General features: G+C 63.7%; 25 protein-coding genes and 1 pseudogene. 14 read left to right on the top strand and 12 right to left on the bottom strand.

Features of this window, described 5'->3' with window-relative positions:
• Window positions 1–8: 8 nt before the first annotated feature.
• Both IVB28_RS28965 and IVB28_RS28960 read right to left on the bottom strand, forming a co-directional pair.
• A complete protein-coding gene (locus IVB28_RS28965) occupies window positions 9–494 on the bottom strand; it encodes a hypothetical protein (protein ID WP_247530898.1) in 486 nt (161 codons plus the stop codon).
• Between the two features lie 159 nt (window positions 495–653).
• Window positions 654–995 carry a hypothetical protein gene (locus IVB28_RS28960; RefSeq protein WP_247530896.1) on the bottom strand — a complete coding sequence of 114 codons (342 nt, stop codon included), beginning with the start codon at window positions 993–995 and terminating at the stop codon, window positions 654–656.
• A 286-nt stretch (window positions 996–1,281) separates the two neighbouring features.
• Between IVB28_RS28960 and IVB28_RS28955 the strand changes: the two genes are divergently transcribed.
• The 3 genes from IVB28_RS28955 to IVB28_RS28945 all read left to right on the top strand — a co-directional run bounded on the left by IVB28_RS28955 (window position 1,282) and on the right by IVB28_RS28945 (window position 2,809).
• A complete protein-coding gene (locus tag IVB28_RS28955) occupies window positions 1,282–1,515 on the top strand; it encodes a DUF3551 domain-containing protein (RefSeq protein WP_247530894.1) in 234 nt (77 codons plus the stop codon).
• 151 nt (window positions 1,516–1,666) lie between these two features.
• Window positions 1,667–1,897, top strand: a complete 231-nt coding sequence (locus IVB28_RS28950; RefSeq protein WP_247530892.1) for a hypothetical protein — start codon at window positions 1,667–1,669, stop codon at window positions 1,895–1,897.
• 204 nt (window positions 1,898–2,101) lie between these two features.
• Window positions 2,102–2,809, top strand: a complete 708-nt coding sequence (locus IVB28_RS28945) for an alpha/beta fold hydrolase (protein ID WP_247530890.1) — start codon at window positions 2,102–2,104, stop codon at window positions 2,807–2,809.
• Window positions 2,810–3,210: 401 nt separating this feature from the next.
• Here the strand turns inward: IVB28_RS28945 and IVB28_RS28940 are convergent, their stop codons facing one another.
• From IVB28_RS28940 to IVB28_RS28925, 4 genes are all read right to left on the bottom strand, one after another.
• Window positions 3,211–4,974 (bottom strand): HAMP domain-containing methyl-accepting chemotaxis protein, encoded by a 1,764-nt coding sequence (locus IVB28_RS28940; RefSeq protein WP_247530888.1) that lies wholly within the window; start codon window positions 4,972–4,974, stop codon window positions 3,211–3,213.
• Window positions 4,975–5,409: 435 nt separating this feature from the next.
• A complete protein-coding gene (locus IVB28_RS28935) occupies window positions 5,410–6,456 on the bottom strand; it encodes a transglycosylase SLT domain-containing protein (RefSeq protein WP_247530886.1) in 1,047 nt (348 codons plus the stop codon).
• 273 nt (window positions 6,457–6,729) lie between these two features.
• A complete protein-coding gene (locus IVB28_RS28930; RefSeq protein WP_247530885.1) occupies window positions 6,730–7,248 on the bottom strand; it encodes a hypothetical protein in 519 nt (172 codons plus the stop codon).
• Between the two features lie 36 nt (window positions 7,249–7,284).
• Window positions 7,285–8,832, bottom strand: coding sequence for an acetolactate synthase large subunit (locus tag IVB28_RS28925; RefSeq protein ID WP_247530883.1), 1,548 nt, complete (start codon window positions 8,830–8,832; stop codon window positions 7,285–7,287).
• A gap of 253 nt (window positions 8,833–9,085) precedes the next feature.
• Here IVB28_RS28925 and IVB28_RS28920 point away from each other — a divergent pair, with 253 nt between their 5' ends.
• Window positions 9,086–9,664, top strand: coding sequence for a L,D-transpeptidase (locus tag IVB28_RS28920; protein ID WP_247530881.1), 579 nt, complete (start codon window positions 9,086–9,088; stop codon window positions 9,662–9,664).
• 283 nt (window positions 9,665–9,947) lie between these two features.
• Complete coding sequence (locus IVB28_RS28915; RefSeq protein WP_247530930.1) at window positions 9,948–10,763, top strand: DUF2927 domain-containing protein; 816 nt, start codon at window positions 9,948–9,950, stop codon at window positions 10,761–10,763.
• An 80-nt stretch (window positions 10,764–10,843) separates the two neighbouring features.
• Here IVB28_RS28915 and IVB28_RS28910 read toward each other — a convergent pair whose 3' ends face one another.
• Window positions 10,844–11,650 (bottom strand): class I SAM-dependent methyltransferase, encoded by an 807-nt coding sequence (locus tag IVB28_RS28910; protein ID WP_247530879.1) that lies wholly within the window; start codon window positions 11,648–11,650, stop codon window positions 10,844–10,846.
• 102 nt (window positions 11,651–11,752) lie between these two features.
• On the bottom strand, window positions 11,753–12,877 hold the full coding sequence (locus tag IVB28_RS28905; protein ID WP_247530877.1) for a threonine synthase: 1,125 nt from the start codon (window positions 12,875–12,877) through the stop codon (window positions 11,753–11,755).
• 310 nt (window positions 12,878–13,187) lie between these two features.
• Between IVB28_RS28905 and IVB28_RS28900 the strand changes: the two genes are divergently transcribed.
• The 4 genes from IVB28_RS28900 (at window position 13,188) to IVB28_RS28885 (ending at window position 16,711) form a co-directional block, all read left to right on the top strand.
• Window positions 13,188–14,444: a GTP cyclohydrolase II gene (locus tag IVB28_RS28900; RefSeq protein WP_247530876.1), complete on the top strand. Its 1,257-nt coding sequence runs from the start codon at window positions 13,188–13,190 to the stop codon at window positions 14,442–14,444.
• Between the two features lie 7 nt (window positions 14,445–14,451).
• Window positions 14,452–15,690, top strand: coding sequence for a URC4/urg3 family protein (locus IVB28_RS28895; protein WP_247530874.1), 1,239 nt, complete (start codon window positions 14,452–14,454; stop codon window positions 15,688–15,690).
• Between the two features lie 99 nt (window positions 15,691–15,789).
• Complete coding sequence (gene upp, locus IVB28_RS28890; RefSeq protein ID WP_247530872.1) at window positions 15,790–16,419, top strand: uracil phosphoribosyltransferase; 630 nt, start codon at window positions 15,790–15,792, stop codon at window positions 16,417–16,419.
• A gap of 79 nt (window positions 16,420–16,498) precedes the next feature.
• Window positions 16,499–16,711: a hypothetical protein gene (locus tag IVB28_RS28885; RefSeq protein ID WP_247530870.1), complete on the top strand. Its 213-nt coding sequence runs from the start codon at window positions 16,499–16,501 to the stop codon at window positions 16,709–16,711.
• Between the two features lie 3 nt (window positions 16,712–16,714).
• On the opposite strand, the pseudogene IVB28_RS28880 reads toward IVB28_RS28885, so the two are convergent.
• From IVB28_RS28880 to IVB28_RS28870, 3 genes and pseudogenes are all read right to left on the bottom strand, one after another.
• A pseudogene (locus IVB28_RS28880) lies at window positions 16,715–17,207 on the bottom strand (DUF305 domain-containing protein).
• 83 nt (window positions 17,208–17,290) lie between these two features.
• Window positions 17,291–18,403 carry a M48 family metallopeptidase gene (locus IVB28_RS28875; protein ID WP_247530868.1) on the bottom strand — a complete coding sequence of 371 codons (1,113 nt, stop codon included), beginning with the start codon at window positions 18,401–18,403 and terminating at the stop codon, window positions 17,291–17,293.
• Between the two features lie 3 nt (window positions 18,404–18,406).
• Entirely contained in the window at window positions 18,407–19,552 is a 1,146-nt protein-coding gene (locus IVB28_RS28870) for a YjgN family protein (RefSeq protein ID WP_247530928.1), read from the bottom strand.
• 301 nt (window positions 19,553–19,853) lie between these two features.
• On the opposite strand from IVB28_RS28870, the gene IVB28_RS28865 reads away from it, so the two are divergent.
• Both IVB28_RS28865 and IVB28_RS28860 read left to right on the top strand, forming a co-directional pair.
• Complete coding sequence (locus tag IVB28_RS28865) at window positions 19,854–21,119, top strand: cytochrome P450 (RefSeq protein ID WP_247530866.1); 1,266 nt, start codon at window positions 19,854–19,856, stop codon at window positions 21,117–21,119.
• 63 nt (window positions 21,120–21,182) lie between these two features.
• Window positions 21,183–22,457 (top strand): cytochrome P450, encoded by a 1,275-nt coding sequence (locus tag IVB28_RS28860; RefSeq protein WP_247530865.1) that lies wholly within the window; start codon window positions 21,183–21,185, stop codon window positions 22,455–22,457.
• Between the two features lie 237 nt (window positions 22,458–22,694).
• Here the strand turns inward: IVB28_RS28860 and IVB28_RS28855 are convergent, their stop codons facing one another.
• On the bottom strand, window positions 22,695–23,615 hold the full coding sequence (locus IVB28_RS28855; protein ID WP_247530863.1) for a LysR substrate-binding domain-containing protein: 921 nt from the start codon (window positions 23,613–23,615) through the stop codon (window positions 22,695–22,697).
• Between the two features lie 125 nt (window positions 23,616–23,740).
• On the opposite strand from IVB28_RS28855, the gene IVB28_RS28850 reads away from it, so the two are divergent.
• The 3 genes from IVB28_RS28850 to IVB28_RS28840 are packed head-to-tail and all read left to right on the top strand — an operon-like array spanning window position 23,741 to window position 26,889.
• Window positions 23,741–24,910 (top strand): acyl-CoA dehydrogenase family protein, encoded by a 1,170-nt coding sequence (locus IVB28_RS28850; protein ID WP_247530861.1) that lies wholly within the window; start codon window positions 23,741–23,743, stop codon window positions 24,908–24,910.
• 11 nt (window positions 24,911–24,921) lie between these two features.
• Window positions 24,922–26,022, top strand: coding sequence for a CaiB/BaiF CoA-transferase family protein (locus IVB28_RS28845; protein ID WP_247530859.1), 1,101 nt, complete (start codon window positions 24,922–24,924; stop codon window positions 26,020–26,022).
• A gap of 15 nt (window positions 26,023–26,037) precedes the next feature.
• On the top strand, window positions 26,038–26,889 hold the full coding sequence (locus IVB28_RS28840) for a MaoC family dehydratase N-terminal domain-containing protein (RefSeq protein WP_247530857.1): 852 nt from the start codon (window positions 26,038–26,040) through the stop codon (window positions 26,887–26,889).
• Window positions 26,890–26,923: the final 34 nt, after the last annotated feature.

Here is a 26,923-nt window from a genome sequence, read left to right as displayed (position 1 = left end):
GAGCCAGACTATATCTCAAGTTCGACGAAACGACGGAGCTTGAAGACGATATCCGACAGGGCCTGGCGGAACCGCGTTGCATTCTGGAAACTGGTCGAGAACGGCGCGAAGGTGATCATCGCGTTCCAATGCCGATAGCCATAGACCGTGACCGAGACGCCGGTTGCCGGAAATTCCTCCAGCTTGCGCAGCTCGCCCAGCACGAGATCGGCAATCGCTTCCGCCGGCAGCAGCTGTCTGCCATCCCGCGTCGTGACAATTTTCGCGGGCTGCTCGGCCCGCTCCGTTGCGGACGGCGCAGCGTTGGGGGCATCCTCCTGGCTGGCCGACGCCGCCTTGGCGATGGGCGCGGCAACCGCTTCCACCCCGTTCGACGGCACTGTCGGCGGGCCCTCGGTGAGCGGCGGCGGTGCAACACTGTCTGCGCGCTTGTTGCCTCCAAGGATGCTGCTGATCATGGCCACCAGGCCAGCATCCTTCACGTCGTCACTCATCATTCCCCCCAGGCTTCGGCCTAGTCTAGCACTCCTCTCGCGGACCGCCAGCGGGGATGCGAGGTCGGAAGCGGCCGGCCAGGGCGGCCCTGCGAGGGCGTGTCGCTCGAAGGTGCCGGCGGCGCAACGGCTGATCACGTCGCGCCGCCATGCGATCGGCTACTGCTTATCGAACGGAATGTATTGCTGGTACTGTTTGGGCACCGAGCTGCGATAGCGTGCGGGCACGGTGCCGCTGTCGACGGAGTGATCGATTTCCTGCTGCCGCGTCATCTTTTTCTTCGCCGGCTTCTTCGACGCGCTCTTCTTGGAGGCGGTCGGCTGACCGGCCGCGTCGGTGGCCGCAGCCGGTGCCGGTGCCGCCGTCGTTGCCGGCGCAGTGCTTGTCGCCGCAGGCGCTGCGGTTCCGCCAGCAGCGGGCGCGGTCTGGGCCAGCGCGAGCGATGTTTGCATGAAGAGCGCCAGTACCGCTGTCGCGGCCAGCAAATATGACTTTTGCATCAGAACCTCCAAAATTGCCTGATCCGAATGAGGCAAAGCGTGCGAGCCCTTGCGGGAGCAACGCGGGCAAGTCCGATCACGATAGGCCGAAACGCCCGTCGCGAACTGTGGCCGAGATCACATTGCTCGCCGCGGCTTGCGGCATCATAGACGCATGTCGAACGCGATGCCCACTGCGGACACCAAGACAAGTACGACAAAGTGTCGGGCAAATCCCGGAACCCGCAGGTCGAGCCGCGTGTTCCCTCATCAACCGCCCTTACAAACCTTTCGAATGGAGACTGAAATGCGTCGCACCATCCTCGCTCTTGCCTCGTTCGCGGCCCTGATGGCCGCGATGGCCCCGACGGCCCAGGCCCACCCCACCAACGACAGATATTGCCTGCAGGGCCGCATGTGGGGCTATCCCGGCAATTGCCAGTTCGCGAGCTATCAGCAATGCCAGGCCACCGCCTCCGGCACCTCGGCCTATTGCGGCATCAACCCGCGCTACGCCTATTCGCAGCAGCGCTATTACTGACGACGGTTGCGGCGTGCGCGCTTCACGCGCGCGCCGCCACACTTTTCACGTGAAGGAAAATGTTATCCGTCCTCGCTCCGGGAAAAATTTGCAACCCATGCCCATAGCTTGCTCACCACATTGCCATCCGGAATAACATCGCCGTCGCGCGATGCGTGAGCGCATCGCTTGTGCGCTGCTAGCCCCGCCGCGCAAGCTGCCGCCGGAGGTCCGTCCAATCGGGCCTCGCTCGCGCTGCGCAATCTCGAGCGCGGGCTGGCGGCTCGGCCCGCCCTCGGGCCAGACCGTCGCCAGGGCGATGAACCTGACGCCTCTCAGCGACGGTCAGATCATCATCGGCAAAGCCGTCGACGAGCCCGGCGCGGGCGATCAGCTGCATTGAGCGCGTGACGAAAGATGACGAAGACCGCTCGCATCATGCGAGCGGCCTTTCTCGCAATGACGGGTCGCGTCCGCTTTACGCCCGGCAGGGGACATCGAAACCGACATCGCATCATGTCGGCATGGGGCCATGACCGGACTCTCCGGCGCACTTACATCCTTGTTGAATAGCACTTATACTTTGCCTTCCTGAAGGGCTGCCTCGATGCCGCAGATTTCTGTGAATGGCCTCGACGCGTACTATGGCGATGAAGGTACGGGCATCCCAGTGGTGCTCGGCCATAGCTCCGCAGCCTCAAGCGGACAATGGCGGGACCTCATCAAGCGAATGTCGGGCCGCTATCGCTTAGTCGCTCCTGATCACATCGGATACGGACGTACAGCAGCGTATTCGGGCGACATTCCGCTGATGGAGCACGAGATCGCGATCGTGGAGGCGCTCGTGCGCTTGATCTCGCAGCCGGTTCATATGGTCGGTCACTCGTTCGGAGGCGCTGTTCTGGCGCGGGTAGCCGTCCGAAAGCCAGAACAGGTGCGAAGCCTAACACTGTTTGAGCCGGCACTCTTCTACCTGCTTGCCGCATCTGGAAGGCTATCCGAGCATGCCGAAATCAAGGCTGTTGCGGATCGCGTCATTCGCTACATTGGTGAGAACGATGCTGACGAAGCCGCACGTACCTTCACCGAGTATTGGGTCGGCCTCGGCGCCTATGACGCGATGGACCCGAGGTCGCGCGAAACGGTGAGGACAAGCATAGCCAAGCTTCCCGTCGAATGGCCAACGGGCTTCGAACCATACGAAGCAACGGTCGAGGCACTCTCTGGATTCAAAATGCCTATTCAATTGATCGGCGTTCACGGACGACAGCCGCCGCAAGGGCCGTCACAGACGTGCTGCGCGGCCTCTGGCTAAAAGCGACATATGCCGAGATCCAAGGCGCAGGGCATATGGGTCCGGTGACGCACGCCGATACAGTCAGCGAGATTATAGACACATTCATCGGCGGCGTAAGGGGATCAATCTCCGCGACGGACGTGTAGGCATCTACACTGGTCGGAACGTCCGCTTTGGGTCACAAGCGGTCCTCCACCGGCTCCGCGCGGCAGGCCAGCAGCGGTCAACAACGGAAGTCAGCATGTCGATCACGGTTCTAATTCCTTACGCAGCAAATGCGGCCCTCATACAGCAACGTCAGTGAATAGGTTGCGGGCAGGGACGATGCTCGAGAGGAAGCTTTAAAGCTTATGCTCCGCCGCATTATTGGAGCCTGCATATCGCTTGACCGCCTTTGTTCGCTGCCACCCGGCCCAGGATCACGCAGCCCTCACCGTGCTTAGAAACTTGCCGACCTCCAGCTTGAGACGATTAGAATCGCTGGAGAGCGATCGCGCAGCAGATAAAACTTGGGAGGACGCCGACCCGGTCTCACCGGCTCCTCGCTGCACATCCATGATGTTGGACGAGACCTGCTGAGTGCCCTGCGCCGCTTGCTGGACATTGCGGGAAATCTCCTGCGTCGCCGCGCCCTGCTCTTCCACCGCTGCGGCAATGGTCGACGAAATCTCCGACAGCCGTTCGATGGTGCCGCTGATTTCCTTGATGGCGCTCACGGATTCTTGGGTCGCGGCTTGAATGCCGGTGATCTGCTGACCGATCTCGCCGGTCGCCTTTGCGGTCTGCTCGGCCAAGGCTTTGACCTCCGAAGCCACGACGGCGAAACCGCGACCGGCTTCGCCGGCACGCGCCGCTTCAATGGTGGCATTGAGAGCCAGCAGATTAGTCTGTCCCGCTATGGTGTTGATTAGTTCCACGACGTCGCCGATGCGCGCCGCAGCCTTCGATAATTCGCCGACGCGATCGTTAGTGGCACGGGCCTGATTGACGGCATCATTGGCCATCCGTGCCGACTCCTGCACTTGGCGGCTGATCTCGTTGACGGACGACGTCAGTTCCTCAGTGGCGGACGCCACTGACTGTACATTCGTTGAGGCTTCCTCCGAGGCGGCCGCGACCATGGTGGTGAGTTCCTGCGCTCTCTCCGCGGTGGAGGTGAGCGTGCCGGCAGAGGCCTCGAGTTCGGTTGAGGCCGAAGAGACGGTTTCAATGATTTCGCCGACTGCGCCTTCAAAACCATCGGCGAGCTTGATCATGTCCGCCTTGCGCTGCTGCGCCGCAACCTGGTCTTGCTTGATCTTGGCCTCGGCTTCCGCTTGGGCGTTCTGGGCCGAGACCACCTTGAATTTCTCGACGGCGCCGGCGACTAGGCCGACTTCATCCCTACGGCCGAGGCCGGGCAGCACCACTCCGAAATTACCCTCGGCGAGCTTTTCCATGGCAAGGCTCAATGTGCGCATCGGACGGGCGATGGTGAAAATCGAGAATACGCAGCTTGCAATTAGCAGCAGCGCTGCCGACACGCCGATCGTCAGCGAGAGGAACTCGGCTGAAGCCATTTCCTTTGCCGCGGTCGCATTGGCCTGCTCCGCGCTGCTCTTTGCGAATTCAACAATCTTGTTAGCCAACTCCTCGACTTCGCTCGCTATCGGCAAAGTCACGTCGCGCGCGACGCGGACTGCCTCCTCATTAAGTTTTGTGATCTTTGCAACAGCCTCAGCCGGCGGTTCGCCGCCAGCAATACGCTTGGCTTCGATCCCAACGATCTCGGTCCTGATCGCTGCGATCTGCTGGGCCCCCTTGGCGTATTCGCCAAGACCGCTTTTCAGCTTTTCCATGCGTCCGCGATTTTCCGGGGAATGGCTCAGCTTCAATAGGGCCTCGGCAAATCCGTGGGCCCGCGTCACTCGGGCGGCTAGGTACTCGCTGGCCGCTTTCAAACTCTCAGGGCTGTTGGCGAGGCGCATGTCACGAAGGCCGATCTGCATGCCACGCTGTGCCGCCTTTGCCTCTGCAGCAGTGAGCGCGATCGTCTGCTGTTCGTTCGCAGTCAGACTAGCTTTTTTGACCGCCTGATTGCCTGACATCTGGCTGTAGATCATCACGCCCACGAGGAGAATGCTCAGCGCTGAAGCGATCCCAAGCTTGGTTCCAATACGCAAATTTTGGATCATGCTAATCATATCGTTTCCTCAAACGTATTCGGCGCATCTACGATGTACGGTCGGCAATTGTGGTCTTGGGGGGGATGAGCGGCGGTGCTCCGCCTCAATCTGAGGCACGGAGGGTGTTGTTAGTCTTAACGTTCGGTTGCGTAGAAATACGGTCCACCCCGCCGGCGATTTTGGCGCCCTCGCCGGAACGGAGATTTTGGACGGGCTCGTGGTGAAGACCGAAGATGATCTGCAATGGGGATTACCGAATGATGCTTGGCTTTGGAAGCGCCCGTGGTCCGCAAATCAACAAGAAGTCCGCAGCGGATCATAAGCGGTTCTTGGCGGGAGGCTTTCATGGGGTCGGCCATGAACCATGAGCGGACTTGGTCTACCCAGACGGGTCTGTGTCTCCACGGCGGCTTAAGGCAATGGAAGCATGGCAGGGGCCTACCGACAGCGGAATTATCGGCTCGCCGCCGCAGCGGCTGTCGCCACATATTTCGTGTAGAATTCGGCGACCCGGCCACGCCACATGCCGACGAACGCCTCGGACGTCACGTTGTCCACCGATTTCCAGGTGCGCTTGAACGCCGGAAGTGCATTGCCCCAGATCGCACGTTTGCACCACCTTTCGCCCTTCTCCTTGCCTTCGCTGGTGGCGCACATGGATTTCCAGGCGGGGCGAGCGGGCTGGCTGATGTGCTGAGCGGCGCCTTCCCAGCCCTGCTGATGGATCAGGTAAAGATCGCTCATATCCGGCGTCCGGTGCGTGATCCACCCGAACTGGACGCCCTCGGTAATGATTTTGTAGGCGGCCGCAACGGCGTTGTCCCGCGGATTGCGAATCTGCCCGAAGCCGAATTTCCCGAACTCATAATGGCTCAGCTGAAACAGGCCGATATACGACCCGGTGCGTTGATTGGGGTTGAAGCTGGATTCGATCTTGGCAACCGCCATCATGAAATTGAAATCGAGACCAAACGCGTCGGAAGCGCGCTTGATCTCTTCGGCCGGCGTTCCGACCGGAATGTCCTTGAACGCACGCAAGACGATCTCCGCCGGTTTTTTGGCGGGCGGCAGTTCGGACCAGACGTAGTAGATCAGATAACGGAAATCCTGCGTCGAGGCTGCTTTCGGAGCATCGATGGATGCATCGCGCGCCGCCGGCAGCGGTTGGACGATATCCTGCCCCAACGACGCCAATTTTGGCGCGACGGGCTCGTCGAGGATCTCGGCTCCGCTGCTCAAAGGCTCTGAACCTGCTGACGTCACCGTACCAGGCCCTGCTCTTTCTGCCCGAAGCGCTACCGCAAGTCTGGCTGATGCATCGGCGTACAAGGCAGGCGTCACCATGTTCGCAGGAGCCGTCATGTTCGCAGGAGCCGCTATGTTCGCTGCAGCTTCCGGCACGACATCCGGCACCGTCGCGGTCGGTCCAATACCGGCGACCAGATAAAGTGCCACGGATGCGATCACAGCCGCGATGCTGCCGGTCTGCCAAACCTTCATTGCCCGAAGTCCACGGATGGCTTCTGTACAAAGGCTGTTCGCATGGTCCTGCGGCCTGTGGGTGAGTCTTCTTCGTAGAATCTTAAGGTTTAAATGTGGTGAACGAGAACAGGCCTTCTGCCTCACCGATCATCGGATGCGTCCCGATTTGGGTCACAAGCAGCCCTGGCGGGAGACGCTCGTAGGGTCTGCTCTGAGTCATAAGCCGCCAGACCGGCTAGACCAGGTTGTTTCAGCTTCGTCCTCGACATCCGGCGTGGACGAGTCCGCCTCCTAAGGCGCCGCCCCCAATCCGACCTCCGCCAGCCGGGTCGCGAACCAGCGCGACAGCGGCTCGTCGACGAGGCCGCTCACATAGATTTCCGACATCGTCACGTGCTGCTTATCCAGCACCAGGAGCACGCCGATCCAGTACGGAAACCAGACGTGCACGTCGGTCAGCGCCCGCAGCTTGTGCTGGTCGTGCTCCAGCGGCGTGTGGTTGCTCGCCTTGCGGATCTCGACCGTGAGCAGATTGTTCGGGATCTCACGCTGATGCACGGCGACATCAGGATAGATCGACTTACCGAGATGATCGTCGGTCGAGATGATGGTGCCGTGCGGCAGATGCAGCGTGCGCTCGCCGAGCCGGTCGTAGTTGCAATCGACCGACCAGCCGGAGAACTGCTTCTCCAGATGTACGGCGAAGCGATGCGTGACCGCTCGCTCGCCGATATCCTTCTCGAACAGGAAGCCTTCGTGCGCGTAGAATTCCCGGAGCGCCGCGATCACCTTGTTCAGCTCGGTCTGCATTTTGCCTGCGGGCCTTTTGCGCGTGCGTCCCCGCCTTTACATCCGGACTTCGATCAGCCGCGGTCCGGGCTCGGCGACGGCTTCGGCCAGCGCCTTGTTGAACTCGTCGGCATTGGTGACGGCGCGGCCGGGCACGCCCATGCCCTTCGCCAGCGCCACGAAATCCAGCGTCGGGCGGTCGAGCCGGAGCATGTCGTTGGCGCGCTGGCCGGGCTCGCCGGCGCCGACATTGTCGAACTCGCCGCGCAGGATCTGGTAGATGCGGTTGGCGAACACGATAGTGACGATGTTGAGGTTCTCGCGCGCCTGGGTCCACAGCGACTGGATCGTGTACATCGCGCTGCCGTCGCCGACCATGCAGATCACCTTGCGGTCGGGGCAGGCGATCGCCGCACCGATCGACAGCGGCGTCGAGAAGCCGATCGAGCCGCCCATGTTCTGCAGCCAGTCGTGCGGCGCGGCGGCCGCCGTCGGCGGGAAGAAGGCGCGGCCCGTGGTGAGCGATTCATCGACCAGGATCGCATTCTCGGGGATCGCGTAGGCGATCGACTGCGCGATCGAGGCATGGGTCAGCGCGCCGGTCGGCTTGAGCAGTTCCTGCGACGCCTGCGGCTTGACGTCTTTGGCGCTCGCCTTCACGGCGCCGGCCAGCGCTTCGAGCGCGGCGACCGAGTTCTCGCCCCAGGAGGTCATGCGATGGACGTCGCAGCCCTCGGGCTTGAGCATGCTCGGCTTGTTCGGATAGGCGAAGAACGCCACGGGATCGTCGGACTCGACCAGCACGATGTGACGGAACTTGGCCAGCATCGGCAGCGCGTTCTCGATCACGTAGTGAATGCGGTCGATCGAGAAGCGGCCACGGCCGCGCGCCATCTTGGGGCGGAAGGTCGGGCCCATCACGGTGCAGCCGGTCTTGGCGGCAATGCGCTCGGCCAGCGCCAGGCCCTGTTCGCTCAAGGCGCTGCCGGTCATCAGCAGCAGCGTGCCCTCGCCGTCGCCATGCAGGATTTTTGCGGCCTGCTCGACCGCCTGCGGCGAATAGCTCGCGCGCTGCTGCTCGGCGGGAACCTCGGCGACGCCGTCGGCCTCGTTCCAGGCGGTGTCGGCGGGAAGGATCAGGGTCGCGATCTGCGGCGGGGCACTTCTGGCGGCGGCAATGGCCGCGGCGCCGTCAGCAGCAACCGATTTGGCATCCGGCGAGGTGCGGACCCAGGACGACATCGGCCGGGCCAGGCCTTCGATGTCGGAGGTCAGGGGCGCGTTGAAGCCGATGTGATAGACCGCGTGCTGGCCGACGATGTTGACGATGCCGGAATTGGCCTTCTTGGCATTGTGCAGATTGGCAAGGCCGTTGGCGAGGCCGGGGCCGAGATGCAGCAGGGTCGAGGCCGGCGTTCCCTTCATGCGGAAATAGCCGTCGGCGGCGCCGGTCACCACGCCTTCGAACAGGCCGAGCACGCAGCGCATGCCGGGAACGCGGTCGAGCGCTGCGACAAAATGCATCTCGGAGGTGCCTGGATTGGTGAAGCAGACGTCCACCCCACCCTTGACCATCGTCCGCACCAGGCTTTCCGCACCGTTCATTCTTTTTGCTCCGCAACCGATCTTTTCAGGGGATCCATCCGATCAATCATTGTTCGCGGCATCCGTCAAAGCAATAGCCGGCATCGCGGCCCTGCCCCGCGCGACGTTGCGCCGGTGTGGTTCGGCAGATTGTGGTTGCCGATTTGGTAACGCCAATCGGCGGAGAGGACCTCCCTCACGGGGCCGTGGCTTGCGAAAAGCCCGCAAATATGGCCTGTGGCCTTTGTTGAATCGATTTTTTCTGGGGGAAACAATGATCCGGTTTTTTGCCGCGCCGATTGCCGCCATCGCACTGCTGTCGGCGACGGTGGGCGGCGCGTTCGCCGAGGAGTTCGACTCGCGCGACATCATGGGCGGCGGCCCGAACTTCTTCCGTTCCGGCGCCAATCCCGTCCCCCGCACCACCATCATGTACAACGGCAACTATGCCCCCGGCACGATCGTGGTGAACACGAGCGAGCGGCGGCTCTATCTGGTGCTGCAGAACGGCCAGGCCCTGCGCTATGGTATCGGCGTCGGTCGCGACGGCTTCCGCTGGGGCGGGGTGCACAGGATCACCGCCAAGAAGGAATGGCCGGACTGGACGCCGCCCTCGCAGATGCTGGCCCGCCGCCCCGACCTGCCGCGCCACATGAAGGGCGGGGTCGACAATCCGCTCGGCGCGCGCGCGATGTATCTGGGCTCTACGCTCTACCGCATCCACGGCTCCAACGAGCCGGAGACGATCGGCCAGGCCGTCTCCTCGGGCTGCTTCCGCATGACCAATGACGACGTCAGCGACCTCTACAGTCGCGTCGCGGTCGGTACCACGGTGGTGGTGCTGAATAACTAGAGCGCAATTGCCACCGCGATGAAGGTGCGCTCCCTCTCCCGCTTGCGGGGGAGGGCTGGGGTGGGGGTGTCGCCGCAATCGACAGCCCCCGTGTTGAGAGAGCCCCCACCCGGCGCTTCGCGCCGACCTCCCCCGCAAGCGGGAGAGGTTAAGGGAGCCCGCGGCATCGATCGCTTCAGGATAATATTCAATCGTGGGCGGCAAGGATGTCGGGCTGGAACCCGCTAGGGGCGTGATTTGCGGACTTGTGCGCGCGGGCCGAATACGGCAGCGTCGCATGACGATGAGCGCAATCAATCCGCCCGCGCGTGGCCTTCGCATCGCCCTCCTGGCGCTCGCCACCGCCGCGTTCGTCCCTGACACCGCTACCATGGCCGCCGCAGGCGAATTGCCCGCGATCTCCTCGCGCCAGCGTGGCGAGAAAAAGAGTTTTACCGACGGCGAGATCGTCGACGGCTTCCTGAAGACGGCGTTCGGCGCCGAATATCACCTCGCCGGCCGCGTCGACCGCATCCGCAAGTTCGACGGGCCGGTGCGCGTGTTCGCCGAGAGCGACCGCGCTGACCGCAAGGCGCAGCTCGCAAAGGTCGTGGCCGACATCGGCAAGCGCGTGCAGCATCTCGACATCGCCATGATCGACACCAACGAAGCGGCGAATGTGCGCGTGAAGCTGGTGCGCGACCGCGATCTCTTCCGCACCATCTCGAGTTTCTACGGCGTGGAGAAGGCGCGCGAGATCCGCACGTCGCTCGACCCGCAATGCCTGTCCGGCTTCCGCAAGAACGACAATTTCGAGATCGAGCATTCCGACGTCATCCTCACCGTCGACAACGGCGACTTCACCTTCCTCGACTGCGCCTATGAGGAGCTGCTGCAATCTCTCGGCCCGATCAACGACACCACGAGCGTGCCGTGGACCATGTTCAACGACAACGTCTCGATGGGCTTTTTCGACGTCTACGACCAGTACATCCTCAATCTGCTGTACGATCCCCGCATCAAGGCAGGCATGACCGTGGCCGAGGTCAAGGTAGTGCTGCCCGCCGTGCTCACCGACGTGCGCGCGTGGGTGAAGCAGGTGAATGAGTTGAAGGAGTGAGGCCTTCTTCCTCCTCCCCTTGGGGAGGAGGAAACAGCAATCGCGATCACGACTCGTTATCGCGGTGGCGATTTCTGCGATTACACCTTTCTCGCCTTCGTCATCAGGAATTGCTGGCGCACCACGTTGTTGCTGCCGTCGAAATATTCGGAGATCAGCGCCTCGAACTCGCTGCGAAAACTCCGCAGCTTGTCCGGCTCGTCCTTGTACTGGGCAAGGAGCTTGATCAAAGGCCCGATCGTGGTTTCCATCGTACGGCGGTAATGCTGCGGGCTGAGTGCGGACGGGTTCATGATGTCCATCTCGAACGAGATATCCTTCACCTTCCCCGCAAGACGTTCGGCGACGATCTTCGGATCGCCCCACGACACCGGTGATGCCACGCCCTCGGGCGGCGGCAGATGGCGGCCGATCAGCGCGAACATCCGTCCGACATAGAGATGCGGCGGCCAGGTCGAGAAGGCGATGGTGCCGCTGGGCTTCAGCACGCGCAGCATCTCGCCGATGGCGACATCCGGACGCGGCGCAAACATGTGGCCGAACTGGCTGAGCACCACGTCGAACTCGTTGTCGCCATAGGGCAGGCTTTCGGCGTCGCCCTCGGCGAAGTCGAGATCGAGGTTCGCCAGCTGCGCGTGCTCGCGGGCGCGTTCGATCAGGACTGGAGACAGGTCGAGACCCCTGACCTTCGCACCGCGGCGCGCCGCCGTGATCGCGGCAACGCCGGTGCCGCATCCGACGTCGAGCAACCTTTGGCCCGTAGCAACCTCGGCGAAGCTCACGAGCCTGGCGGCCGAGGGTGTCGTGAACACTTCCATCGGCGTGAACAGCGACCAGGCTTCCTTCTGGACTGCCTTGAAACCAGCAAACGGGTCTTGTGCGGTCATGGAACTCTCCCTTCGCTCGATGTCAGTTTTCATGAGGCTGACGACGGAGGCCAAAGGTTCAACGCCGGCTCACGACGGCGACGGCACACGTATTCCAAGGTCCTACTGCACCAGATCGGCGACGGTGGTCGCGGCTTTCAGCCCGGTGCCGGTGAGGACGGCGACAGTGGTTTCGTTTGGCTTGATCGCACCAGCCGCGGAGAGTTTGTCGAGCGCCGCGGCCGCGCTGGCGCTGGTCGGCTCCGCGAACAGGCCCTGGCGCGCGAGACGGCGCAGCGCAGCGACGATCTCCTCCTCGGTGAGCGCAACCGTGCCGCCGCCGCTCTCGCGCAAGGCGGCGATGATCTCGCGCAAGCGCAGCGGATTCTTGATGGCCGTGCCTTCGGCGACGGTCTTGCTGACCTCGCGCGTGACGGGCGTGTCGACACCCGCCTTGAAGCTGGCATCGATCGGCGAGCAATTTTGTGGCTGCGCCGCGAACAGGCGCGGCAGCTTTGTGATCTGTCCGGCCTTGAGCAGCTCGCGGAAGCCGAAGGCGCAGCCCAAGAGACTGCTGCCGGCGCCGACGGGAACGATGACGTTGTCGGGCGCGCGGAAGCCGAGGTCCTCCCAGATCTCATAGGCGAGCGACTTGGTGCCTTCCAGAAAGAACGGCTGCCAATTGTGGCTGGCATAAAAGGTCTGGCTCGACTGACGGATGGCCTCGGCTTCCGACTCCTCGCGCGGGCCTTCGACAAGCTGCACCGCGGCGCCATAGGCACGCACCTGCGCGATCTTGGCCCGCGAGGTCGAGGCTGGCGCAAGGATCTTCACGCGCATGCCGCCGGCGGCACCCAGCCCCGCCATCGACGAGCCGCCATTGCCCGACGAGTCCTCCAGAATGGCTGAGATGCCGATCTGGCGCAGAAAGGACAGCATCACGGCGGAGCCGCGATCCTTGAAACTGCCGGTCGGGTTGAACCATTCGAGCTTGAACAACGGCCGCAGCTCGCCCCAGTCCTGCTGGACCAGCGGCGTGCAGCCCTCGCCGAGCGTGATCGGATTTGCGATCTCGACCGGCAGCGCCGCCCGGTAGCGCCAGAGCGAGCGCGTCCGGCCGTCAACGTCCTCGCGCGAGATGCCGGCCCCGGGCGTCACCAGCAGCGGCGTGCGCTCGTCCGAGCACCAGCGCGGCTGGTCAAGGGAATAGAGCTGTCCGTTGCGGGGGTCGATGTAGCTGGCGGGCATGGGAGTCTCCGGGGCAGAGCCGATCCGGTCGATATGTCCGAATAATCAGGTTTTATCCAGTCACCTGTTAGTATGGCGGAGGCGCCGACCCCTTCAAAAAACTCGAACAGTTACATAGATATAGGGAGCGTTCTGGCGTCGGGACGACGTCGGAAATGGGCCTTTGGGTCGCCCCGCACGATTAACTTGTCTGTCGTCAGCCGCCGCTACAATATGTTGGATTGAGCTTGCGTCGCCGGTCTGCACCGGCAACGCGACCGAGCCAAGGCCCGTCCGAGCGGCGGGCCGTTGGCTTTTTAGGAGTTTGGTCATGAGCCGCGCGAACCGTACCGACCACATCCGCCTGACCTCGCATCCGGAGCCGGGCGGCAAGGCCGCCTTCCCGATCCACTGGGGCGCTGAGGACGCGCGCGCGCGGGGGCCGATCATCGGAACGGTGTCGCGCGCCGGGGATCGCAACGTGATCGGCAGCCATGGCGGGTCCTATGCGATGTACCGCGCGCTCGCCGTGTCCGCCGGCGCGCTCGATCCGATCCGGCGGCCCGACCTCACCAACACGTTTCCGGCCGCCACCATCGGCCCGTTCGAGCAGTGGCAGGATCCGGCAAAGATCGTCGCACTCGATCCGTGGGGACATCTCGTCGCCGAGAATTTCGGCAAGGACATTGCGGAGGGTGTCGACATCCGGCCGAGCATCGCGGTGACGCGGGCGCGGCTCGATCTGCCGGAGATCCGCGAGGCGCTGGCGGCAAAACGGCTGCGCGCCGACGGCGAGGTCGTGCATGCCAATGGCAGCGTCTCCGTGGTCAAGATCGCGATCGATCCGGTCTGGTACCTGCCGGGCCTTGCGGTGCGCTTCGGCACCGGTGAGACCGAGCTGCGGCGCACGCTGTTCGAGCAGACCGCCGGCATGTTCCCTGAGCTCGTGACCCGGCCGGACATGAAGGTGTTCCTGCCGCCGATCGGCGGCACCACGGTCTACATGTTCGGCGACGTGACAAAACTGCCTGATCATCGCACCAGGATCACCTGCCGGGTGCATGATGAGTGCAACGGCTCCGACGTGTTCGGCTCCGACATCTGCACCTGCCGGCCCTATCTGATCCACGGCATCGAGGAATCCGCGCGGGGCGCGCAGGAGGGCGGGCTCGGGCTCGTCGTCTACAACCGCAAGGAAGGCCGCGCGCTCGGTGAAGTCACCAAATTCCTGGTCTACAATGCGCGCAAGCGCCAGGAGGACGGCGATGCGGCCGCGGCCTATTTCGAGCGTACGGAATGCGTCGCCGGCGTGCAGGATGCGCGCTTCCAGCAATTGATGCCGGACACGATCCACTGGCTCGGCTTGAAGCGGATCGACCGCTTCCTCTCGATGAGCGACATGAAACATGACGCGCTGACCTCGCAGGGCATCGACATCGTCGAGCGCGTGCCGATCCCGCCGGAGCTGATTCCGGCCGACGCCTATGTCGAGATCGCCGCCAAGAAGGCCGCCGGCTATTACTCGACCGACATCGCGCCGGAGAAGAACGTGGACGGCGTGGTCGGCCGCTCGCTGGAAAAATACTGATCGCGTGATGGCGGAGGCTTTGGAACGACAGGCGCGCGCGCTGCTGACCGCAGCAGCGGTTCGCGCGCGGGCCGGCGAGATGCTCGATATCGGCCTTGCCGGCGGCTTGAGCCATTTCACTGTTGATCTCGACCGCATGGATGGTGTCGCGGAGGCCGTGCTCGCGGTCACGCGCAAGGCCTATCCGGCGCTCGACATTCCCTTCCACGCACGATGGCGGCACTTTGTGACTGGCGGCATCGACCGCTGGGCCGGCCTTGCGAATGTGGCCGCGTGGCCGGATCGCGCGGCACGTGCGCGGGCCGAGTTCGACCTCGCGATCGTCAGCGTGCTGCTCGATGCCGGCGCGGGCGCGGCGTGGCGATATCGTGATGCGGTGACAGGAGAAAGCATTGGCCGGTCCGAGGGGCTCGCGATCGCAAGCCTCGACATGTTCGCGAACGGACTTTTTTCGCGGGATGCCGGCTCGCCCTTGAGGGCGGATGCAGACGTGCTCGCTCAACTGCCGCTCGCCGCGCTTACGACGGCATTTCAGGTGAGTGCGGCCAATCCGCTGCTCGGGCTCGACGGACGAACCGATCTGTTGCGGCGCCTGGGCCGGCTGGTGACGGAGCGCGCGGACGTCTTTGGTCTGCACGACACGCCGCAGCCGGGCGGGCTGTTCGATCACATCGCAGCGCAGGCCGTTGGCGGCGCTGTCGCTGCGCCCGCCATATTGTCGGCGGTACTGAACCAGCTCGGACCGATCTGGCCGTCGCGACTCGAACTGGCCGGTGTTCCGCTCGGTGATTGCTGGCACCATCCTGCGATCAACGCGGATGACGGAACTGCAGGCCTCGTGCCCCTACACAAGCTGTCGCAATGGCTGAGCTATTCGCTGATCGAGCCGCTGCAGCGCGCCGGCTTCGTCGTTACCGACATCGACGGGCTCACCGGGCTTGCCGAATACCGCAATGGCGGCCTGTTCGTCGATCACGAGGTGCTGCGCCTGCGCGACGCTGCGGACGCCGAGCGCGCGCATGCGGTGGATTCGCTGCTCGTCGTAGAATGGCGCGCGCTGACGGTTGCGCTGCTCGACCGGCTGGCTGAACTCGTTCGCGCCAAACTCGGCCGCACGCGCGAGACATTGCCGCTCGCCAGTATCCTCGAAGGTGGCACCTGGGCCGCCGGCCGCGCCATCGCCTTCGCGCGCCGTCCCGACGGTTCACCGCCGCTCAGGGTGATCAGCGACGGTACGGTGTTTTAATAGCCAAATCGTTTGAGTTCGCGGAAACAGACCCCTCATCCGGCGCTTCGCGCCACCTTCTCCCACAAGGGGAGAAGGGAAAAAGCGAGAGCATCCATCATGGAAGGCGTCACGATCGTCGATCATCCGCTGGTGCAGCACAAGCTGACGCTGGTTCGGGACAAGTCCATCTCGACCAAATCGTTCAGGGAGCTGATCAAGGAGATCGGCATGCTCTTGTGCTACGAGGTGACGCGCGACCTGCCGCTCGCGGACATCGTCATCGAGACGCCGCTGGCGACGATGCACTCGGCCAAGATCGCCGGCAAGAAGCTGGTGTTCGTGCCGATGCTGCGCGCCGGCACCACCTTCGTCGACGGCATGATGGATCTGGTGCCGACTGCGCGCGTTGCCCATATCGGGCTCTACCGCGAGCCGCACAGCTTTGCGGCGGTCGAATACTTCTTCAAATCGCCGTCCGATCTCAGCGAGCGCCTCGCGATCGTGGTGACCCCGGTGGTCGCAACCGCGAACACGACCGTCGCCGCAATCGACCGGCTGAAGGAACGCGGCGCCAGGGACATCCGCCTCGCCTGCCTGATCGCCGCTCCGGAAGGGCTGGAGCGGCTGCGCGGCTTGCATCCGGACGTGCCGATCTGGACCGCGGCGGTGGACGAGGGCCTCGATGAGAACGGTTTTATTCTCCCGGGCCTTGGCGACGCCGGCGACCGCGCCTACGGAACGCGGTAGGGACCGCGCGGTCGCTGCACCGCAAGTTAGGAACGGCTTCGATCGCGCGAGGTTCTCCTGCTTTACGATGGAGAACACGATGACCTATCAGAATGACGACCGCAGGGCCGACAGAGCACGCCGCAACAGCCCGGTCGGCTGGGCGATCGGCGCGATCTTCGTGATCGCAGTAGTCGCCGCCGTCTTCTTCTATAATGGGCGCGAGGTCGGGCCTCAGGCGACCTCGACCAGTCCGAACAACGCACCGAGCGTCACGACCGGGTCGAACCCGCCGGCTGCGCCGGCGAAGTAACCCTCAGGTTGGCGGTCTCGCCGGCAGGTCCTTTACATCGGCCGGCGGCGGATTGTGTTTCAGGTCGGCGATCAGACGTTCCATCTCGCCGATCTCCCGCAGCTGCGTCTCGATGATGCCGTCAGCGAGCTTGCGGACGCGGGCATCGCGGATGTGTGCGCGCTCGCTCGTCAGCACCGCGATCGAATGATGCGGGATCATCGCCTCCATATAAGCGACGTCGGACACGGTCTGCTGACTGTGAACGAGCCAGAGCGAAAACCGCAAACACCACGGCGCTGGCCGCCAGAATGGCAATATTCACTGTGCGGTTCCGGTACATGCCCCACATGAAGCTCAGCATCACGGCGGCCATGACCGCACCCATCAGTAGCGCCATCCAGGTTCGGGTCTGGCTGTACCAGACGTGGTCCAGGGCGAATGTGTTGAGGTACATCAGCCCGAACATGATTATCGTAGAAGCGGCGATCATCGCGGCAAAGCGGCCGTAGTTCATGCGGAACTTCCATATCTCTGCGTCGGAAGAATAACTTCGTCCGACCAGATCGTTCCTCCCGCGACAAGCTGCCTGCGGGCCGCTCAAACCTTCCCGCTGCCGCAGACCCCCTTCAGCGCCTGCCACTCGTTGTCGGTCAATAGCGGCGGGCCGCTGATGGGTCGATCTTCCCTGGTCATGCGGGCGAGACGGTCCTCGGTCAGGGGGTGGCTGGCGAGGATCGTCGTGAGCGTGTTGCCGCGTTCCTTGCCGGTGATGCGGAACATCAGCTCGGCCGCGGGCTTCGGCGAACGGCCGAGCTTGTGCATGATCTCGATCGCGAACGTATCGGCGGCGGTCTCGGCCTCGCGCGAATAGGAGGCCTCGACCAGGCTGCGCGAGGCGAAGATCACCGCGCTCGAGCCGGTGACGTCGCCGAACAACAGGCCGATCAGGAACGAGGTGCCGCCGTTGTAAATCAGCCCGCGCATATTGTCGTGATGTTTGAGATGGCCGAGTTCGTGCGCGAGGATGCCGGCGAGTTCGTCGGGGCTTTCGGCCTTGTCGAGCAGGCCCTTGAGCACGAACACCTTGCCGCCGGGCAATGCAAAGGCATTCGGCACCGCCGTCGGCAGCACGCCTGCCGTCATGGAATCATCGTCGAGACCTGCGGCATCGCGCAGGCGGTTGACGAGCTTTGTGAAGGCGGCCTTGCCCGCCGGGTCTTCGCAGACGTTGCGGCCGAAGATCGTCTTGATCTGGACTTCGGCCGCATCGCCGATGCGCCGTTCGACGGGCTTCGGCACCAGCGGCGCGAGACGGTCGGCGGCGAGCGGCACGCCGAACAGGACGACGCAGACGATGGAGACGGCGGCAGCCACCGACCAGCCGACAATTTTGGCAACACCGCGCCGCGAGGTCTGATGCTCGTCAAGACGCATGCAGCGGGCAATCACATCTGCCGCGAGCGCAGCGTCGCGAATTTCGAGCCGTGCGAGCGGCGGCGCGGAGGTGGAGGCCAGGCGCAAAATCCCGGCCGGGCTGTCGGCGCGGCGGATGTCGGCGTACGCCCAGCGCACGGGCGTTCCGCCCTCTTCGACGATCTCGAGCGCCTCACCGAGCGTCAGCATCACCTGACGCCTGCGGCTCGACACACCGTCGAAGAAGATGGTCGGCTTGACGGACTGCGCCGAGGCCCCGGTGGACAACTCACTCACAGCTCAGAACCCCGCGACATCGAGTCCGTCGGCAAAACCTTCGCCGAGCGCGCTGGCAAGCTGGCCGCTGCCCCGCACATCCGCGGCGGCCGCGATGTTGTGCACCTCGACGGTTTCCAGCACCTTGGCCCAGAGATCGCGCTGGAGATAGACCCGCATGACGATGTTGATCGCGAGCGCCAGGGCGAAATAGCCGATCACCATCATCACCACCATCGGGATGCTCTGGGCGGCATTGTCGGAGCCGAACACCTGATCGGCCGGAACGCCACTCAGCGCGACGACGAGCAAGGCGCCGCCGCCGAGATAGGCGGAGAAAGCCATGGACAGCAGCGTCCACCAGCCGATCACCTTCCAATACAGGCCATAGAACGCGTTATGCGGCAAATCCGAGGACAGGCTGACGCGGCCAATGCGGATGCCGTCGAGCCACCAGCGCCACTCGCGGGCTTTGAATTCGGCGTAGAAGAACGGCGCGAGCGGGAAGATCACCAGCGCGATCGGGCTGAGCAGCCAGAGCCACCAGGCGCGCTTGAAGAAGGTCCAGCCGTCGCCTTCGAAATCGCCGCGGAGATCGCCGTAATGGGTGTGCTGCATCTTGTAGCGTTCGAGCGCGGCCTCGCGCCACGGCAACGCCAGGCCGAGCGTCAGGAACACGAGCAGGCCCCACGCCATGGCGCGGAACGCATAGGCCCAGCCGGAGCCATCCATCCAGAACCGCACGCCGCGCCAGACCGTACGCGTCAGCCGATAGCGCCGCGCGCGAAAAATCGCGAACTGGCCGAAGGCGTAGAAGCCGATGAACAGCGGTACCGAGGCAAAGCCCTGCCAGCGCTCGAACTCGATGCCGATCAGGAAATAGCCGAGATAGATCGGCACCAGGATCGCGAGCGCGAACAGGAAGCCGACCAACAGCTCCTTGGCCCGGCCGGTATATTCGGCGGCATCGCCATCGACCGCGGTGTTCGCCCACAGATGACGGCGAATGTCGGTGACGAGCCAGAATCGGTAGAAGCCGAAGGTGACCAGCTCCAGCATGGCACCCTTCGTGACCAATTTGCGGAATTCGGAGCGGTTTCCGGTGAAGTCGACCCCGATGGGCGGCAGCGGCGGCGGTAGGGGTTCCGAGCCGATCGGGGTCCATTGCATGTCGTTCACGGCGGCAACCTCGGGATGCTGGTCTATTGCCATCAACTATAGGTCAAGGATTGGTCGGCCCCCAAGATGGCAGGGTTCGATTTACCTCGATTCCAGTCGGTTTCTGGCACGATTTCACGACAAACGGTGTGCGGGGGATCACGTCGGCCGATCCATAGCCCCACCCTCTCGCAAAGGTTGGACGTGACAAACTCTCCCTTGCTCCGGCGCAAACAACCGGCTGTAATTGCAAATCAAATACCGCAGCGCAGAATTCAACGAGAACGCGCGGTCATGCCAAGGGAGAACGGTCATGCATGGGACCATCGAAAGCGCGGCAAAGCTCGACGCACTTCGCGAGCGCGCCTCGTCATTGCCCCTGGAGCAATTCGATCCGGGCGATCCGGAATTGTTCAGAACCGATACGTTCTGGCCGTATTTCGATCGCTTGCGCCGGGAAGATCCCGTGCACTATTGCAAGGACTCGATGTTTGGGCCGTATTGGTCGGTGACGCGCTACAACGACATCATGGACATCGAGACCAACCATTCCGTGTTCTCCTCGGCCTCCTCGCTCGGCGGCATCACCATCCGCGACATCGACCCGGACCTGCGCCGCGAGAGTTTCATTTCGATGGATCCGCCGCGGCATGCGGCGCAGCGCAAGACCGTGGCGCCGATGTTCACGCCGACGCACCTGGACAATCTCGCGCTCAACATCCGCGAGCGCTCGGCCGAATGCCTGGACAACCTGCCGCGCGGCGAGGTGTTCGACTGGGTCGACCGCGTCTCGATCGAGCTGACCACGCAGATGCTGGCGGTGCTGTTCGACTTTCCCTGGGAGGACCGCCGCAAGCTGACGCGCTGGTCTGATGTCGCCACCACGATCCCCGGGCCCGACGGTCTCGTCGCCACCGAGGACGAGCGTCAGGCTGAGCTGACCGAATGCGCCGGCTATTTCGCCCGCCTCTGGAAGGAGCGGATCGAACAGCCGCCGAAGAGCGATCTGTTGTCGATGATGGCGCATGGCGCCGCGACGCGCGACATGGACGCAAAGAACTTCCTTGGCAATCTCGTCCTTTTGATCGTCGGCGGCAACGACACCACACGCAACACCATGTCGGGCTCGCTTCTCGCGCTGAGCCAGCATCCGGAGCAATATCGCAAGCTGCGCGAAAACCCTGCTCTGCTCGACAGCTTCGTGCCTGAGGTGATCCGCTGGCAGACGCCGCTGGCGCATATGCGCCGCACCGCGCTCACCGACATCGAATTCCGCGGCAAGCAGATCAGGAAAGGCGACAAGGTCGTGATGTGGTATGTCTCGGGCAACCGCGACGAGGAGGCGATCGAGAAGCCCTACGATTTCATCATCGACCGCGCCCGCCCGCGCACGCATCTGTCCTTCGGCTTCGGCATCCACCGCTGCGTGGGCCTGCGGCTTGCCGAACTCCAGCTCAAGATTATCTGGGAAGAGATCCTCAAACGGTTCGACCATATCGACGTGGTCGGCGAACCGAAGCGGGTCTATTCGAGTTTCGTGAAGGGCCTTGAAGAGCTGCCGGTGAAGATTGCGGCGTGAGTTAACTCACTCTCGCCCGTCGTTACGGGGAGAGGCGAAGAAAGACCAACTGGAGCCACCACGATGAACATCCAAGCGCCGGTTAAAGTGGACAAGGCCGAACGCATGCGCAGGGCCCGCGAGGAGGCCTATGCGACGCCGTTGTCGCAGTTCCACCCCGGCGCCCCCCGACTGTTCCAGGACGACACGCTGTGGCCGTGGTTCGAGCGGCTGCGCAAGGAAGAGCCGGTGCATTACTGCACCAATGCACCGATCGAGCCCTATTGGTCGGTGGTGAAATACAACGACATCATGCATGTCGACACCAATCACGGCATCTTTTCCTCGGACTCGACCCTCGGCGGCATCTCGATCCGAGACGTGCCGCAAGGCTACGACTATCCGAGCTTCATCGCGATGGACCAGCCCAAGCATTCGTCGCAGCGCAAGACGGTGTCGCCGATGTTCACGCCAACACATCTCGACGAGCTGGCAAAGCTGATCCGGCAGCGTGCGCAGACCGTGCTGGACAATCTGCCGCGGAACGAGACCTTCAATTTCGTCGAGCGCGTTTCGATCGAGCTGACGACGCAGATGCTGGCGACCCTGTTCGACTTCCCCTGGGAGGAGCGGCGCAAGCTGACGCGCTGGTCCGACGTCTCGACCGCGCTGCCCAAGAGCGGCATCGTTGCCTCCGCCGAAGAGCGCCGCCGCGAGATGGACGAGTGCTACGCCTACATGTCCAAGCTGTGGAACGAGCGCGTCAACTCCGCGCCGCGCAACGATCTGCTGTCGCTGATGGCCCATAACGACGCCACCCGCCACATGGACCCCGACAATCTCATGGGCAACATCATCCTGCTCATCGTCGGCGGCAACGACACCACGCGCAACACCATGACGGGCTCGGTGCTGGCGCTGAACGAGAACCCGGAGCAGTATGAGATGCTGCGGAAGAATCCGGCGCTGATCGATTCCATGGTGCCCGAGGTGATCCGCTGGCAGACGCCGCTGGCGCATATGCGGCGCACGGCGCTCCAGGACACCGAGATCGGCGGCAAGCGGATCAAGAAGGGCGACCGCGTGGTAATGTGGTACGTCTCCGGCAACCGCGACGAGGAGATGTTCGAGAAGCCGAACGAGTTCGTCATCGATCGCCCACGGCCGCGCACGCATCTTTCGTTCGGCTTCGGCATCCACCGCTGCGTCGGCATGCGCCTCGCCGAGCTGCAGCTCAAGATCGTCTGGGAGGAGATGCTGAAGCGCTTCGACCGTATCGAGGTGGTCGGCGAGCCCAAGCGGATCTATTCCAGCTTCATCAAGGGGTACGAGACGCTGCCGGTGCGAATTCCGGGGTAGACTCCATCCTCCGTCTTGCGAGGAGCCCTTGCGACGAAGCAATCCAGAATCTCTCCGCGTGGACATTGTGGATTGCTTCGCTTCGCTCGCAATGACGAGGTTGTGTATGCACGTGCGGGTCACGCTCGCAGCGGCCGTAGCCCAGCTATAAAATTCCGGCATGACAGCTCGCGCCATATGCGAAGGGCCGGCCGGGCGCTTGTGTCCTAAATCCTCCTGAGATTCTGGCGCTGACGTTCAAGCCAACCTGATGTCCCACACGCCTTCCTTGCGGCAGGCGGCGACCTCCTCGCGCAGGAGCGCGGTGACGGCGAGCGAGGCCGTCGAGACCGGCCGATCGATCGGAGAAGCGAAAATGAGCTCGCGCGTCATCGGCTTCGATACGGGCGCGGTTTCGAGCCGTCCCTCGGCGACCTCGCCGTGGACCGATGAGGGCGGCAGCAGCGCGAAGCCGAGACCCTCCTCGACGAGGCTCGTCAGCACGCGAAACGAATCCGCCTCCAGCTGGACGTTGAGCTTGATCTTGCGCTGGGCGGCCGCGTGCTCGATCAGCGCCCGGAGGCCGTGGGAATGAGAGGGCAACACCAGCCGTTGCCGCAACAGCCAGCCGATGTCGACGTTCTTCTTGCGTGCGAGACCGCAGCCGGGTGGGCCTACCGCGACGATGTTGTCGCGGCCGAGGCTCGCCACGTTGAGATGCAAATCGGCCGAGCGGCCGTAGAGGATGGCGAGGTCCATCTCGCCGCGATGCAGCCATTCGACGAGATGGCCGCTGTAGCTCTCGACGATGCGCAGCGAGATGCCGGGAAACTTTTCGACGCAGCGCCGCGCAAAGCGCGCCGACAGCACGCAGCTCACGGTCGGAACCAGGCCGAGCACGACTTGCCCGGACGGCGGGCCCTTGGCCGACTGAATGTCGTCGCGGATCTGGTCGATCTGCCGAACGATGCCGGAGGTGCGCGCCAGCAGCAGTTGGCCGGCTTCGGTCAGCACCATGCCGCGGCCGTTGCGGGTGAAGAGTTCAGTGCGCAGCTCGTGTTCCAGGAGCTTGATCTGCCGGCTCAACGCCGGCTGTGCCACGCGCAACGTGTCGGACGCCTTGGAGAGACTGCCGAGCTCCGCCACGCAACTGAAGGTCCTGAGCTGCCGGAAGTCCATGCTTGCCAATCCTGGAAGGCTACTTCATACGCTATAACAAATGAGCATAGGGGGCTGGCGATGTTTTCACAACGCCAGAGGGTTGGCCGGCGTTATCTTAACTGCCGCTATTGACTGGAAACGCCATGAGCGAAGAACACCACACCGAAGATTACGCCGACATCCGCGAAGCCGTCGCCAAGCTGTGCGCGCAGTTTCCCGGCGATTATTGGCGCAAGCTCGATCGCGAGATGGCCTACCCCAAGGCCTTCGTCGATGCGCTGACCGAGGCCGGCTACCTCTCGGTGCTGATCCCCGAGGAATATGGCGGCGCGGGGCTGAAACTGTCGGCGGCCGCGGCGATCCTGGAAGAGATCCAGCGTGCGGGCTGCAACGGCGGCGGCTGCCACGCCCAGATGTACACGATGGGCACCGTGCTGCGGCACGGCAATGACGAGCAGAAGGCAAAGTACCTGCCGAAGATCGCCAGCGGCGAATTGCGGCTGCAGGCTTTCGGGGTCACCGAGCCGACCAGCGGCACCGACACGTCCTCGTTGAAGACCTTCGCGCGCAAGGACGGCAACGAGAGCTACATCGTCAATGGCCAGAAGATCTGGACCAGCCGCGCCGAACATTCCGACCTGATGGTGTTGCTGGCCCGCACCACGCCGAAGGAGCAGGCCAAGAAGCGCACCGATGGCCTCTCCGTGTTCATCGTCGACATGCGCGAGGCCAAGAACAACGGCCTCGAGATCCGCCCGATCCGCACCATGATGAACCACGCCACCACCGAAGTGTTCTTCACCGACATGAAGGTGCCGGCGGAGAATCTGATCGGCGAGGAAGGCAAGGGCTTTCGCTACATCCTCTCCGGCATGAATGCCGAGCGCATATTGATCGCCGCCGAATGCGTCGGAGACGCAAAATGGTTCATCGCCAAGGCGACCAACTACGCCAAGGAGCGCAGCGTTTTCGGCCGGCCGATCGGCCAGAATCAAGGCATCCAGTTCCCGATCGCCAAGGCCTACGCCTCGATGCGCGCGGCCGAACTGATGGTGAAGGAAGCCACGCGCAAGTACGAAGCCGGGCTCGACTGCGGCGCGGAGGCCAACATGGCCAAGATGCTGGCGGCCGATGCGTCCTGGGAGGCAGCGAACGCCTGCATCCAGACCCATGGCGGCTTTGGCTTTGCCGAGGAATACGACGTCGAGCGCAAATTCCGCGAGACGCGGCTCTACCAGGTTGCGCCGATCTCGACCAACCTCGTGCTCTCGTTTGTCGCCGAGCACGTGCTCGGCATGCCGCGCTCGTACTGAGGGCAGCGATCATGGGAGCATTGGACGGGATCAGGGTGATTGCGGTCGAGCAGGCGGTGGCGGCGCCGTTCTGCTCCTCGCGGCTGGCGGATGCCGGCGCGGAGGTGATCAAGATCGAACGGCCCGAGGGAGATTTCGCCCGCGGCTATGACGCGGCGGCCAAGGGCCAGAGCAGCTACTTCGTCTGGCTCAACCGCGGCAAGCAATCGGCGGTGGTCGATCTCGCAACGAAAGAAGGCTGCGCCGAGCTGGAGAAGCTGATCGCAAGCGCCGACGTGCTGATCCAGAACCTCAAGCCGGGCTCGATGGACAAGCTCGGCTTTTCGCGCGAGCGGCTGCTGAAGGACTATCCGAAGCTGATTTCCTGCACCATCACCGGCTATGGCGACGAGGGCCCCTACGCGCACCGCAAGGCCTATGATTTGCTGATCCAGGCCGAGAGCGGGCTTGCGTCCATCACCGGAAACCCTGACGGCGCCTCGCGCGTCGGCATGTCGATCGTCGACGTCGCGACCGGCGCGACCGCGCATGCGGCGATCCTGGAAGCGCTGATCGCGCGCGGGCGCACCGGCAAGGGCGCCGACATCCGCATCTCCATGTTCGACGTGATGGCCGACTGGTGCACCGTGCCGCTGCTCAATTCGGAGGCCGGCAATCCGCCCAAGCGTATGGGTCTGCGCCATCCCTCGATCGCGCCCTATGGCGTGTTCACCTCGAAGGACGGCAAGGACATTTTGATCTCGATCCAGAGCGAGCGCGAGTGGAAGACGCTGTGCGCCAAGGTGCTGGACCGGCCCGACCTGCCCGCTGATCCCCGCGTCGCCAACATGGTCGAGCGCGTGCGCAACCGCGATTTCACCGACAAGATCGTTGCGGACATCTTCGGCAAGATGACGCGCGACGAGCTCTTGAAGCGGCTGTCGGACGCCGACATCGCGTTTGCCGAGGTCAACACCATGGCAGATCTCACCAATCATCCGCATCTGCGTCGTATCGAGGTCGACACGCCGAACGGGCGCGTCAGCTACCCCGCGCCGGCGCCGATCATCGTCGGCGAGACCCGCAGCTATGGTGCCGTGCCCGCCATCGGCGAACGTCCATCGAGGACTTAACAAGAGCGAGGCGTCATGACCGAAAAGCTCGACATCGATCATTTGCGGCAATGGATCGGCCGCAGCACTGAGGCGACCGACATCGTCACAGCGCAGCTCGTGATGGGCCTACGCGCGACGCTGTTCCAGGAGATCGGCGAACCCAAAAGGGGCGACGCCGCGCCGTTCACGGTGCATTGGTGCCTGGCGCAGCCGGTGTTTCCGATGTCGATGCTAGGCCCCGACGGTCACCCCACCCGCGGCGGCTTCCTGCCGCCGGTGCCGCTGCCGCGCCGGATGTGGGCGGGCGGCGAGATCGAGTTCCTGCAACCGCTGCAGGTTGGCGATGAATCCACGCGGACCTCGCGCATCGCGGACGTGCAGGTGAAATCAGGATCGACCGGCACGCTGTGCTTCGTCTCGGTCGAGCACAGCATCTCCTCGCCGCGGGGCGTCGCCATCCGCGAGCGGCAGGATATCGTCTATCGCGAGATGACGAGCAGCGCGCCAGCTGGCGGCAAGACCCCGCCTCCACCACCGACCGCGCAGCACCGCGAGACCCATGTCTCCGATCCCGTGCTGCTGTTTCGTTATTCCGCGCTGACCTTCAACGGCCACCGCATCCATTACGACCGCGACTACGTCACCAAGGTTGAGGGCTATCCGGGGCTGATCTTCCACGGGCCGCTGCAGGCGGCGCTGATCGTCGAAATGGCGGCGAAGCTGCATGGCGGCAAGGCGCCGAAGAAGTTCACCTATCGCGGGCTGCAGCCGCTGTTCGAGGGTACGGAGTTCTCCATCAACGCCAACGAGACCGAGACGGGCATGGAGCTGTGGACCGCGAACGCGGAGGGCCAGCCGACGATGAAGGGCACGGCGGTGTGGTGAGAGATACAGCGTCATTCCGGGACGGTCCGCAGGA

The organism is Bradyrhizobium sp. 199 (assembly GCF_023073355.1).
GTDB lineage: Bacteria > Pseudomonadota > Alphaproteobacteria > Rhizobiales > Xanthobacteraceae > Bradyrhizobium.
Note: the sequence above shows the minus strand (reverse complement) of the source record. Positions and strands in the feature narration are given on the sequence as shown.

Coding starts and splice junctions, on each gene's coding strand:
- IVB28_RS28965 (WP_247530898.1), bottom strand. CDS start 494: ATGAGTGACGACGTGAAGGATGCTGGCCTGGTGGCCATGATCAGCAGC.
- IVB28_RS28960 (WP_247530896.1), bottom strand. CDS start 995: ATGCAAAAGTCATATTTGCTGGCCGCGACAGCGGTACTGGCGCTCTTC.
- IVB28_RS28955 (WP_247530894.1), top strand. CDS start 1,282: ATGCGTCGCACCATCCTCGCTCTTGCCTCGTTCGCGGCCCTGATGGCC.
- IVB28_RS28950 (WP_247530892.1), top strand. CDS start 1,667: ATGCGTGAGCGCATCGCTTGTGCGCTGCTAGCCCCGCCGCGCAAGCTG.
- IVB28_RS28945 (WP_247530890.1), top strand. CDS start 2,102: ATGCCGCAGATTTCTGTGAATGGCCTCGACGCGTACTATGGCGATGAA.
- IVB28_RS28940 (WP_247530888.1), bottom strand. CDS start 4,974: ATGATTAGCATGATCCAAAATTTGCGTATTGGAACCAAGCTTGGGATC.
- IVB28_RS28935 (WP_247530886.1), bottom strand. CDS start 6,456: ATGAAGGTTTGGCAGACCGGCAGCATCGCGGCTGTGATCGCATCCGTG.
- IVB28_RS28930 (WP_247530885.1), bottom strand. CDS start 7,248: ATGCAGACCGAGCTGAACAAGGTGATCGCGGCGCTCCGGGAATTCTAC.
- IVB28_RS28925 (WP_247530883.1), bottom strand. CDS start 8,832: ATGAACGGTGCGGAAAGCCTGGTGCGGACGATGGTCAAGGGTGGGGTG.
- IVB28_RS28920 (WP_247530881.1), top strand. CDS start 9,086: ATGATCCGGTTTTTTGCCGCGCCGATTGCCGCCATCGCACTGCTGTCG.
- IVB28_RS28915 (WP_247530930.1), top strand. CDS start 9,948: ATGAGCGCAATCAATCCGCCCGCGCGTGGCCTTCGCATCGCCCTCCTG.
- IVB28_RS28910 (WP_247530879.1), bottom strand. CDS start 11,650: ATGACCGCACAAGACCCGTTTGCTGGTTTCAAGGCAGTCCAGAAGGAA.
- IVB28_RS28905 (WP_247530877.1), bottom strand. CDS start 12,877: ATGCCCGCCAGCTACATCGACCCCCGCAACGGACAGCTCTATTCCCTT.
- IVB28_RS28900 (WP_247530876.1), top strand. CDS start 13,188: ATGAGCCGCGCGAACCGTACCGACCACATCCGCCTGACCTCGCATCCG.
- IVB28_RS28895 (WP_247530874.1), top strand. CDS start 14,452: ATGGCGGAGGCTTTGGAACGACAGGCGCGCGCGCTGCTGACCGCAGCA.
- upp (WP_247530872.1), top strand. CDS start 15,790: ATGGAAGGCGTCACGATCGTCGATCATCCGCTGGTGCAGCACAAGCTG.
- IVB28_RS28885 (WP_247530870.1), top strand. CDS start 16,499: ATGACCTATCAGAATGACGACCGCAGGGCCGACAGAGCACGCCGCAAC.
- IVB28_RS28870 (WP_247530928.1), bottom strand. CDS start 19,552: ATGCAATGGACCCCGATCGGCTCGGAACCCCTACCGCCGCCGCTGCCG.
- IVB28_RS28865 (WP_247530866.1), top strand. CDS start 19,854: ATGCATGGGACCATCGAAAGCGCGGCAAAGCTCGACGCACTTCGCGAG.
- IVB28_RS28860 (WP_247530865.1), top strand. CDS start 21,183: ATGAACATCCAAGCGCCGGTTAAAGTGGACAAGGCCGAACGCATGCGC.
- IVB28_RS28855 (WP_247530863.1), bottom strand. CDS start 23,615: ATGGACTTCCGGCAGCTCAGGACCTTCAGTTGCGTGGCGGAGCTCGGC.
- IVB28_RS28850 (WP_247530861.1), top strand. CDS start 23,741: ATGAGCGAAGAACACCACACCGAAGATTACGCCGACATCCGCGAAGCC.
- IVB28_RS28845 (WP_247530859.1), top strand. CDS start 24,922: ATGGGAGCATTGGACGGGATCAGGGTGATTGCGGTCGAGCAGGCGGTG.
- IVB28_RS28840 (WP_247530857.1), top strand. CDS start 26,038: ATGACCGAAAAGCTCGACATCGATCATTTGCGGCAATGGATCGGCCGC.